The organism is Streptomyces sp. NPDC004838, assembly GCF_053600955.1.
Genome location: NZ_JBSGAW010000039.1, coordinates 56,878 through 67,163, shown reverse-complemented (window position 1 = coordinate 67,163; position 10,286 = coordinate 56,878). Strand labels below are relative to the sequence as shown.

Genomic DNA, 10,286 nt, shown 5'->3' with positions numbered 1-10,286 from the left:
GTTTTTTTGTCTTTTCATCTACGCCTCCGCCCCCCCCACCCCCCCCCCCACCCCCCGCCGGCGTCCGCCCGATCGGGCGGACGCCGGCGGACCACCAGAGAGGGCACCGTGAACAGCGAACTGCTTGTCTCCGATGCGAGCCACTTCCGGGTCGACTACGAGATCAACCCGTACATGGACACCTCGATCCAGCCCGACACCGAGGCGACGCTCGCCGAGCACCAGGCGATCGTTGCCGCCCACCTCGCGGCTGGCCGCAAGATCGAGTATCTGCCGTCCGCGCCCGAGTGCCCGGACATGGTGTTCACCGCGAACGGCGCCGTGATCCGCGGCGACCGGGCCGTCCTCGGCTCCCCGCCGCCCGAACGGCGGGCCGAGATCCCCTACTTCCGCGCCTGGCTGACCGAGCGGCAGTACGAGGTCGTCACCGCGCCCTACGCCTTCAGCGGCCAGGGCGACGCGCTGGCCTGCGGCGACCTGCTGCTGGCGGCCCACGGCCAGCGCACCGACGCCCGTATGCTGGACGTGCTGGCCCGCGAGCTGGACTACGAGGTGGTGCCGCTGCGCACCTCCAGGGCCCGCTGGTACGACCTCGACCTGGCCGTCGGCGTCGTCTCCCCCCGGACGCTGGCCTACTGCCCGCAGGCCCTCGACGAGGGCAGCGTGCGGACGCTGCGCGGGCTCGGCCTCGACCTGATCGAGGTATCCGTCGAGGAGGCGGCGCGGTTCGCGCTGAACCTCGTCAGCGACGGCGTGACCGTGACGATGGCACAGGGCGCTCCGCGCCTCGCCGCCGCGCTGCGCGAACGCGGTCTGGAGATCGTCGAACTCGACACGACCGAGCTGGCAAAGGGCGGCGGCGGGATCCGCTGCACAGCTCTGACCCTGGACAACCCGCCGGCCGCGCCGTGTCCGTAACACCCGCCGTCCGCGGCGCAGTTCGTCGGCACCGGGCAGCCGGACCCGCCGCCACGGTCCGGCCGTCCACCGCCGGCGGCGAGCACCGCTCGCCGCCGCTCCGCGCGGGAGGCCCGCGCGGGAACCACCCACCGAGGGGCAGCGTCCAGGTATGACCACAACGGCGCGTTTCGAAAGTTCCACCTGCCCGGCGGCGTCCGGCGCCACCTTCGGAACACGCCCCGGATCCGTCCGGGCCCGCCGGGCCGTCGGCGCGCTGATCGCCCTGCTGATGGCCCTGCCGGTGCTGCTCGGCGGCGCGGGCCAGGCCGCCGCGCACGGGGCGCTGGTCTCCACCGACCCGGCGGAGAACTCTGTGCTGGCCGCCCAGCCGTCCGCCGTCACGCTCACCTTCGGCGAGGGCGTGACGCTGCCCGCCGGGTCGCTGCACGTCTTCGACCCCGCGGGCGGGCGGGTCGACGCCGGCGACCCCCGGCACACTGACGGCACGTCCGACACCGTGCGGGTCGCGCTGCGGGACGGCCTCGGCGACGGCACCTACACGGTGGCCTGGCAGGTCGTCTCGGCGGACTCGCACCCGATCGGCGGCGCCTTCACCTTCTCCGTCGGCGCCCCCTCGGCCAGCGCCGTCTCCGTCGACGACCTCCGGGGCGCCCGCGCGGATGGCGTGATCACCTTCCTGTACGGCACCGGGCGGACCGTCGGCTACGGGGCCTTCGCTCTGCTGGTGGGAGCGGTGGCGTTCGTGCTGGTCTGCTGGCCGGCGGGCGCGTCCGTGCTACGGGTGCGGCAGTTGCTCGCGGCAGGCTGGGGCGGCCTGCTCGGCTCCACCGTCGTGCTGCTGATGCTGCGCGGCCCGTACGAGCAGGGCAGTGGTATCCTTCCGTCGTCGGACCCCGGAACGGCGGCCGTCCACGTCGACGTGGACGAGCGGATCTACGTGGCGCTCACCGTCCGGCTGCTGCTGCTCGTCACGGGCGCCGTCTACCTGGTCTTCCTGGTCGGGCAGTTGAGCCAGCCCGTCGCCGAGGGTGTCCGCCCCTCCTCCGCGCGGCTGGGCGCGATCGGCCTGCTCCTGGCGGTGGGGCTCGCGGCGACCTGGGTCACCACGGACCATGCCGCCGAGGGGATTCAGGTCTGGCTCTCGATGCCGGCGACCGCGCTCCACCTGCTGGCGATGGCCGTCTGGCTGGGCGGTCTGGCGGCCCTGGCGGCCGGGCTCCGGCACGGGATAGGCCCGGCGGCGGCCGACCGCTTCTCCCGGGTGGCCCTCGCCTCCGTGACGGTCCTGGCGGCGACGGGCGCGTACCGCTCGTGGCGCGACGTCGGCTCCTGGGACGCCCTCTTCGGCACCGGGTACGGACAGCTGCTGCTGATCAAGGTCGGCTGCGTGGCGCTGATGCTGGCGGTGGCCTGGGTGTCCCGCTCCCGGCTGGCCCGCCTCCGGCACGCCCCGGCGGCCGAGCTTCCGGCCGGTACGCCGGAGGACACCCCCGACACCCCCGACGCCCCCGCACGGACGCGGCTGCGCCGCTCCGTCCTGGCGGAGTCCGCCGTGGCGGTGGCCGTGCTGGTGGTGACCACGCTCCTCACCTCGTCGTCGCCCGGCCGTACCGCGCAGGCGCAGGCCGCGCCGCGCACACCGGCGGCGAGCGCCCCCGCCGCCCCGGCCCTCACCTCCAGGATCCCCTTCGACACCGGCGGCCGCGCTCCGAACGCGTCGGGCACGGCCACGGTCGGGCTCACGCCCGCGCCGGACGGCGGCTACGACGTCGTGCTGCGGGTGCGCGCGGCGGACGGGGAGCCGGTCGACGAGCCGGAGGTCCGGCTGGCCTTCACCCTGCCCGCCCGGGATCTCGGGCCGCTGCGCGTGACCCTGCGGAAGGACGGCACCGGCCGCTGGTCGGGCACGGTCCCCCTCGCCCTGGCCGGTGACTGGACGGTGTTGCTGACCGTGCGTTCCTCCGAGATCGACCAGACCACGGCGGCGAGGAAACTGATGATCGGCGGCTGACCGCCCGGCCGGGCCGGACCTCGCGGAACGGGCTCACCGGGCCGGGGAGACTGCCGGAGCGGCCTCGGGCGGACCTGACAAGGTGTCCCCGCTCCGCTTTCCGCAAGCGTGCGACCTGGATCACGCTCAGTACATGACTCGTCAGAAACAAGTCTGGCCGTGGATGATCGCGGCCATCGGATTCGTCGCGCTGGTCGCGGCTGCCGGGTTCCGGGCCACGCCCGGCGCCCTGGTGGAGCCGCTGCAGGACGAGTTCGGATGGTCTACCGGGACCATCGGCCTCGCCATGTCCGTCAACCTCGCCCTCTACGGCGTCACCGCGCCCTTCGCCTCCGCTCTCATGGAACGCTTCGGCGTGCGCAAGGTCACCGCCACCGCCATGACGCTGATCGCGCTCGGCAGTGGGCTGACCGTCTTCATGAACGCGTCCTGGCAGCTCGTCATGCTCTGGGGCGTGCTGATCGGCCTGGGCGCCGGTTCCATCTCCCTGGGCTTCGTCGCCACGCTCGGCACCCGCTGGTTCGTCAAGCGGCAGGGGCTCGTCACCGGCATACTCACGGCGGGTGCCGCGACCGGCTCGCTGATCTTCCTGCCGCTGGTGGCGAAGCTCTCCGAGACGCCGGGCGGCTGGCGCACCGCGGCGATCGTGGTGTCCCTGGTGGCCGTGTCGACGGTGCCGCTCATCCTGCTGTTCTTCCGCGAGCACCCGGCCGACCTGGGCATCCCGCCGTTCGGCGCGGACGAGATCGTGCCCGCGCCGCCGCCCACCCGCAACGCGGCGCGGCTCGCCGTCGACGGCCTGAGGACCGCCTCCCGCAGCAAGGCGTTCTGGTCGCTGGCCGCCGCGTTCGCGATCTGCGGCGCCACCAGCAACGGCCTGGTCGCCACCCACTTCATCCCGGCCGCCCACGACCACGGCATGGTGGCGGTCACCGCCGCCGGACTGCTGGCCCTGATCGGGCTGTTCGACCTCATCGGCACGGTCCTGTCCGGCTGGCTCACCGACCGCTACGACCCGCGGAAACTGCTGGCCGTCTACTACATCCTGCGCGGCGTCTCGCTGCTGATCCTGCCGCAGCTCTTCGACGACAAGGTCACCGGCTTCATGCTGGTGTTCGTCATCCTCTTCGGCCTCGACTTCATCGCCACCGTCCCGCCCACGGTCACGCTGTGCCGGGAACACTTCGGCATGTCCGCCCCGATCGTCTTCGGCTGGATCTTCGCCGCCCACCAGATCGGCGCCGCCTTCGCCGCCACCGCCGCCGGCGTGACCCGCGACGGTTTCGGCACCTACGCGCCCGCGTGGTACGTGGCGGGCGCCCTGTGCATGGGCGCGGCGATCCTCTCGCTGCGCATGAAGCGGCCGGCGGTCGAGGAGCCCCCGCTCGCGAAGCCGGCGCCGACCGGACCGACCGCGCCGACCGCGCCGACCGAGCCGTCCGCGCGCGTCTGAACCGGCCGCGCGGCCGCCCCCCACCGTCGGAGCCCAGGTGGCTCCGCGCGGCGGTCCGGTTGAGTGCGACGGACCGCCGGGTACATCCCTCTCTCCCGAAAGGTGCCTTCATGACGAACAGCCAGCAGGCCAAGGCCGCCACGCTCCGCGAACTCCACGAGAAGGGCGTCCTGGTACTGCCCAACGCGTGGGACGCGGGGAGCGCGGCGCTCATCGCCCAGGCCGGAGCCCAGGCCGTCGCCACCACCAGCGGCGGAGTGTCCTGGTCCGCCGGCAAGCCCGACCAGCAGGCCCTCACCCGGGACGAGATGGCCGCTCTGGTCCGCCGGATCGCCGACGCCGTCGACGTCCCGGTGACCGCCGACATCGAGGGCGGGTACGGTCCCGCGCCCGAGGACGTGGCGGCGACCGTCACCGCCGTCATCGAGGCCGGCGTCGTCGGGGTCAACCTTGAGGACTCCCAGCCGAACGGCGAACTCTTCACGGCCGAGGAGCAGGCGGCCCGCATCCGCGCCGCCCGCCAGGCGGCCGAGGCGGCCGGACTGCCCGGGCTGGTCGTCAACCTGCGCACCGACGTCTTCCTCTTCGGGATCGGCGACCCCGAGGGCCGGCCGGCCGACGTACTGGCCCGCGCCGCCGCCTACGCGGAAGCCGGAGCGGACAGCCTGTTCGTGCCGGGTCTGCTCGACCTCACCGTCATCGCCGAGCTGGTCGCCGGCCAGCCGCTGCCGCTCAACGTGATGGCCGGCCCCGGTGCGCCGACCGTCGCCGAGTTCGAGGCGGCGGGTGTGCGCCGCGTCAGCGTCGGCACCGCCGTCGCCCAGTCCGCCTACACCCTGGCCCACCGCGCCGCGGCCGAGCTGATCGGCCGGGGCACCTACGACACGCTGTCCGGCGCGCTCGACTTCGGCGCGGTGAACAGCAGCTTCAGCCGTTGAGACGGGTGCGGTAACCGCACAGTCTGAGCACACGCCCGGAGACGGAGCGAGGGCCGGCCGGTGACATCCGACCGGCCCGCTTCCCGGTCCGGCGCCTTCACGGGCAGTGCCCAGCGCTTACACACGTCGTCCGGTACTTAATCCTTCAGCACGTATACGACAGATGAGGGGATGAACATGGGGAGGCCGGAGAAACCAGTGGACGTCTCGGGCGGAGCTGTCGCGGTATTCGCGAGCCGCCTGCGCCGTCTTCGGATCGAGGCCGGCAGTCCGACCTACCGAGACATGGCCACGACCGCCATGTACTCGGCGTCGGTGCTGTCCAGTGCGGCCAACGGGCATCGACTGCCCACCCTCCAGGTCGCGTTGGCCTACGTCGCCGCCTGCGACGGCGACCGCGAGGTGTGGCGCCGGCGCTGGTTGGAGGCGGCCGACAGGGCCGGCACGGGGGTGGCGCAGTCCCGCCCCGCGGCGGCACAGCCGGCGCCGCCGATACAGATACCGGCAGCACGGATCCCGGCGTCCCGGACACCGGGACAGCACGCGCCGGTGGCCCGGCCCGTGCCCCGGGACCCCGCGCCGCACGGTCCCTTCCAACTGCCCCCGCGCCCGCTGGGTCTGGTGGGCCGCGGCGCGGAACTGCGCTGGCTCGCCGCGGTCCCGACCGGACCGGTCGTGATCAGCGGCCCCGTCGGCGTCGGCAAGAGCGAACTCGCCCTGCACCACGCGCACACCCTGGCCCCGGACAAGGTCGACGGCCACCTCTACGCCGACGTGGGCCCGGTACCCGAGGGCGGTTACGACGTGCCGGCGCTGCTCGCCGGGTTCCTCACGGCCCTCGGCGTGCCGGCCGAGCAGTTGTCGGCCCCGGAGCAGCGGGCCGGGCTCTACCGCTCCCTGCTCTCCCGGCGCCGGGTGCTGGTGCTCCTGGAGAACGTGCACTGCGAGCGGCAGGTCCGCCCGCTCCTCGTCGACTCCGCGACCAGCACGACCCTGGTGGTCAGCCGCTCCTCGCTGCTCGGCCTGCGCGACGTGCACCGGGTCCGGCTCGAACCGCTGCCGCGGACCGACTCGCTCGCCCTGATCGCCCGCGGGCTGCCCGAGCGCGCCCAGGCCGACCCGGCGAGCGCCGACCGGCTGGCCGAACTCTGCGGCGACCTGCCGCTGGCGCTCGACATCGCCACCCGCAAGCTCCTCGCCCGCCCCGGCACCTCGCTGCGCTGGGCGGTCAACCGGCTCGACCGGCCCGAGGTACTGCTCGACTGGCTCAGCGTCGGCGACCTCTCCATGCGCGACGTGCTCAACTCCGCCCACCTCCAACTCAGCGACCAGGCCCGCGACCTGCTCGACCGGCTGGCCCAACTGCCCCACCCCGAGGTGCGGGCCGACGAATCAATCCTGGCCGGCGCCGACCTTTTGATCGACGAATTGGTCGAGGCGGGCATGCTCAGGCCCACCGAGACGCTCGGTTCCCACCGGCTCGACCCGCTGGCCCAGGCCCTCGTCGAGGACCGCGAACCCGCCCACAACCTGCTGCCCCGCCGGTCCGCGCCCTTCCTCCGGATGCGGCCCCGCCCGGAGGTCCGCCACTCGGCCTGACCCCTCCCATGACCGCCGCTCAAGCGGCGATTGGTCGCCCTCGCCGGTCAAGCCTGTCGATCAAATTCGCCCCTCGCTGTACTCGTCCTATCGAACGCATCCGAACAACAGAACGGGTGGTTCACCTGATCGCTCGAACGGGCGGTAGGACGAGTAGCGAGGTGGCAGAGCATGACGAACCAAGAGGTCGAGGTCCTGGCGATCGGCGCCGGCCCGTCCAACCTGGCGTTGGCGGTGGCGATCGAGGAGTCCGGCGCAACCGGTCTCGCGTCGGACACCCTGATCCTGGAGCAGCACCCGGACGTGCAGTGGCAGCGGAACCTGCTGCTGCCGTTCGCCCGCAGCCAGGTCTCCTTCGTCAAGGACCTGGTGACCCTGCGCAACCCGCAGAGCCGTTTCTCCTTTCTCTCCTTCCTCCACGCCAAGGGCAGGCTCGACGAGTTCATCAACCTCGGGACCTTCAACCCCTTCCGGCGGGAGATATCCGAATACCTCCAGTGGGTGGCCCGCTCCCTCGACCATGTGCAGGTCCGTTACAACTCCCGCGTGCAGAGTGTCACTCCGCGCAAGGCCGACGACGGAACCGTGATCGGCTGGCGCGTCACCCTCCCCGACGGGGACACCATCGACACCCGCGACCTGGTGGTGGGCACCGGCCGGGACGCCCACATCCCCGCCGAGTTCGCCGACCTGCCGCGCGATCGGGTCATCCACAGCACCGAGTACACCACCCGGATCGCCCAGTACCCGATGGACCGCCCGGTCCGGGTGGTGGTGATCGGGGCCGCGCAGAGCGCCGCGGAGATGTTCGTCTCGGTCCACAAGGACCTGCCGCTCAGCCAGCCGACGCTGGTGCACCGCTCGATCGGCCTGATGAACTACCAGACCAGCAAGTTCGTCAACGAGCTGTTCTTCCCGTCCTTCATCGACGAGTTCCACGCCGGCTCCCCCGCGGCCCGCAGGCAGATCCTCGACGAGATGCGCCTGACCAACTACGCCGGTCTGGCCGCCCCGTTCCTGGACGAGACGTACATGATGCTCTACGAGCAGAAACTGTCGAACTCCCAGCGCTCCGCCGTCCGTTCGATGACCGAGATCGTCTCCTCCCGCGAGGAGGACGGCGAAGTCGTCCTCGAACTGCGCGACCGCAAGACCGGCCGCGTCGAGTCCTTCCGCTGCGACCTGGTCCTGCTCGGCACCGGCTACGACCAGCGGATGCCGGCGATGGTCCGCAGCCTGGCCGCGCAGGCCGGCGTCGACCACATCGAGGCCAACCGCAACTACCGCGTCGACCTCGGCGAGGACACCCGGGCCGCCGGCCTCTACCTCCAGGGCTTCAACGAGGCGACGCACGGCATCTCCGACTCGCTGCTCAGCGTGCTCGCCCAGCGGTCGCACGAGATCACCACCGACCTGTTGGCCCGCCGCAGCGTCTCGGCGTCGGCGGCGATGCGCTGATGGAGATCCGACGACTGAACCGCGCGGAACTGACCCCCGCCTACGGCATCGAGGGCGAGCGTCTTAAGCCCTGGAGCGTCCTCAACGCCCCCTTCGAGGGCGCCTGGTGCGTCGTCCGCTCCGGCGGCGAGTCCACCCCGCACAACCACCACGAGTACGAGATCTTCATCGCGATGAGCGGCCGGGCCGCTCTGGTGGTGGACGGCGCCGAGCACGAGTTCGTGGCCGGCGACATCGTCCACCTCCCGCCGGGCTGCACCCACAAGGTCGTCAACGACTCCGACGGCGACTTCGACTACTACAGCATCTGGTGGGACTCCGACATGTCCGAGACCTTCCTCTCCCGCCACCTGAAGGGAGCCACCACATGAGCAAGCGCGTGGCGGTGATATCGCCCGCCCCCACCGCCAACGGCGACCTGCACCTGGGCCATCTGGCCGGACCGTTCCTGGCCGCCGACGTCTTCACCCGCCACCAGCGGGCCGTCGGCCGGGACGTGGTCTTCGGCACCGGCGCGCAGGACACCTCCACCTTCGTCGTCACCACCGCCCGCCGGCTCGGCGTCACCCCCGAGGCCCTGGTCGCCGACTCCACCGCGAAGATCGAGTCCACGCTCGCCGCGATGGGCATCGCCGTGGACGGCTTCACCCGCGACGAGGAGCGCTTCACCAAGCAGGTACTGCACTTCGTCAGCCTGCTCCACGACGCCGGAAAGCTGGTCCTGCGCCCCACCCTCTTCCCCTACTCCCCCGGCACCGGCGCCTACCTGGTCGACGGCTTCGTCTCCGGCGGCTGCCCGAACTGCCTCGCCGAGGGCTGCGCCGGACTCTGCGAGAGCTGCGGCCACCCGCTGGCGGCCGGCGACCTGATCTCCCCCCGCTCCACCGAGAACCCCGACGAGGTCCTGGAACTGCGCGAGGTGCCGATCCTGGTGCTTCCGCTCGAGGAGTACCGCGAACAGCTGCGGGAGTACTTCGCGAGCAGCGGCGCCGCCCTGCGGCCGCACATGGCGCAGGCCGTCCGGGAGATGCTGGCCCGCCCGCTGCCCGACTTCCCCCTCACCTACCCGGTCGGCGGCGGCATCCCCGCCCCCTTCGCCGAGGTTCCCGGCCAGAGCGTCAACCCCAACGCCGAGACGATGGCCTGGTCCATCTTCACGACCGTGCTGGCCGCCGAGGAGCGCGGCGAGGTGGTGGCGGCCGACGACCAGCTCTGGTGGCCCGAGTCCGGCACCGAGGTCGTCTACTTCCTCGGCTTCGACAACACCTTCCCCTTCGCCATCGCCGGGGCGGCCATGCTGCTCGCCCTGCACGACCGGTACGCCCTGCCCACCCGGTTCGTCACCAACGAGTTCTACGAGCTGGACCACCGCAAGTTCTCCACCAGCCGGGGCCACCTGGTCTGGGGGCGGGAGTTCGCCGACCGGCTGCCGCGGGACGTGGGCCGCTACCACCTGGCCGCCACCAGCCCGGAGAACCAGCGGACCAACTTCGGCTGGTCGGCGGTGGCCGCCGTCACCGGGGCCCGGCTCGTCGAGCCGTGGAACCGGGTGGCCGCCAAGGCCGGCCGGTGGACCGGGCAGACCCTGCCGGTGTCCGCCGCATCCCGTGCGGCGGCCGACCGGATCACCGAGCGGTTCGCCGCCGCCTTCTCCCCGGACGACTTCAGCCTCGGCCGGGCCGCGGAGACGCTCGCCGAGCAGCTGGGCCGTCTCGACCGCTGGGAGGTGACCGACGACCGGGCGGGCGACTTCGTCCACCAGGCGCTCGCGGTGCTCCGCAACGCGGCGCCGATCCTGATCGATCTCGCCGAGCGGGCCGGGGTCGACACCCGGCTGACGGCCGGCGACTCCACGACCTCGATCACCGTGGCCGACCTCCCCCGGCTGGGCACGGAGGCGGCGTGA

General features: G+C 72.6%; 8 protein-coding genes. All 8 read left to right on the top strand.

Translation table 11 applies throughout. The features are described from left to right. Nucleotides 1-108 precede the first annotated feature (108 nt). The 8 genes from ACWEFL_RS32715 (at nt 109) to ACWEFL_RS32680 (ending at nt 10,286) form a co-directional block, all read left to right on the top strand. Nucleotides 109-918, top strand: a complete 810-nt coding sequence (locus tag ACWEFL_RS32715; RefSeq protein WP_451719806.1) for a dimethylarginine dimethylaminohydrolase family protein — start codon at nt 109-111, stop codon at nt 916-918. A gap of 151 nt (nt 919-1,069) precedes the next feature. Further along, nucleotides 1,070-2,932, top strand: a complete 1,863-nt coding sequence (locus tag ACWEFL_RS32710) for a copper resistance CopC/CopD family protein (protein ID WP_451719803.1) — start codon at nt 1,070-1,072, stop codon at nt 2,930-2,932. Between the two features lie 133 nt (nt 2,933-3,065). Then, nucleotides 3,066-4,385, top strand: coding sequence for an MFS transporter (locus ACWEFL_RS32705; protein ID WP_451719801.1), 1,320 nt, complete (start codon nt 3,066-3,068; stop codon nt 4,383-4,385). Nucleotides 4,386-4,495: 110 nt separating this feature from the next. Then, nucleotides 4,496-5,323 carry an isocitrate lyase/PEP mutase family protein gene (locus tag ACWEFL_RS32700; protein WP_451719798.1) on the top strand — a complete coding sequence of 276 codons (828 nt, stop codon included), beginning with the start codon at nt 4,496-4,498 and terminating at the stop codon, nt 5,321-5,323. A gap of 285 nt (nt 5,324-5,608) precedes the next feature. Beyond that, nucleotides 5,609-6,922, top strand: coding sequence for an XRE family transcriptional regulator (locus ACWEFL_RS32695; protein ID WP_451719795.1), 1,314 nt, complete (start codon nt 5,609-5,611; stop codon nt 6,920-6,922). A 171-nt stretch (nt 6,923-7,093) separates the two neighbouring features. Further along, a complete protein-coding gene (locus tag ACWEFL_RS32690; protein ID WP_451719792.1) occupies nt 7,094-8,380 on the top strand; it encodes a lysine N(6)-hydroxylase/L-ornithine N(5)-oxygenase family protein in 1,287 nt (428 codons plus the stop codon). After that, nucleotides 8,380-8,751 (top strand): cupin domain-containing protein, encoded by a 372-nt coding sequence (locus tag ACWEFL_RS32685; protein WP_451719789.1) that lies wholly within the window; start codon nt 8,380-8,382, stop codon nt 8,749-8,751. Before ACWEFL_RS32690 ends, ACWEFL_RS32685 begins: the two co-directional genes overlap by 1 nt. Next, nucleotides 8,748-10,286, top strand: a complete 1,539-nt coding sequence (locus ACWEFL_RS32680) for a class I tRNA ligase family protein (protein ID WP_451719787.1) — start codon at nt 8,748-8,750, stop codon at nt 10,284-10,286. The genes ACWEFL_RS32685 and ACWEFL_RS32680 overlap by 4 nt, the downstream gene beginning before the upstream one ends.

What these genes read in the sequence shown, in the direction of transcription:
- ACWEFL_RS32710 (WP_451719803.1), top strand. Translation starts at nt 1,070, where the DNA reads ATGACCACAACGGCGCGTTTCGAAAGTTCCACCTGCCCGGCGGCGTCC.
- ACWEFL_RS32705 (WP_451719801.1), top strand. Translation starts at nt 3,066, where the DNA reads ATGACTCGTCAGAAACAAGTCTGGCCGTGGATGATCGCGGCCATCGGA.
- ACWEFL_RS32700 (WP_451719798.1), top strand. Translation starts at nt 4,496, where the DNA reads ATGACGAACAGCCAGCAGGCCAAGGCCGCCACGCTCCGCGAACTCCAC.
- ACWEFL_RS32695 (WP_451719795.1), top strand. Translation starts at nt 5,609, where the DNA reads ATGGCCACGACCGCCATGTACTCGGCGTCGGTGCTGTCCAGTGCGGCC.
- ACWEFL_RS32690 (WP_451719792.1), top strand. Translation starts at nt 7,094, where the DNA reads ATGACGAACCAAGAGGTCGAGGTCCTGGCGATCGGCGCCGGCCCGTCC.
- ACWEFL_RS32685 (WP_451719789.1), top strand. Translation starts at nt 8,380, where the DNA reads ATGGAGATCCGACGACTGAACCGCGCGGAACTGACCCCCGCCTACGGC.
- ACWEFL_RS32680 (WP_451719787.1), top strand. Translation starts at nt 8,748, where the DNA reads ATGAGCAAGCGCGTGGCGGTGATATCGCCCGCCCCCACCGCCAACGGC.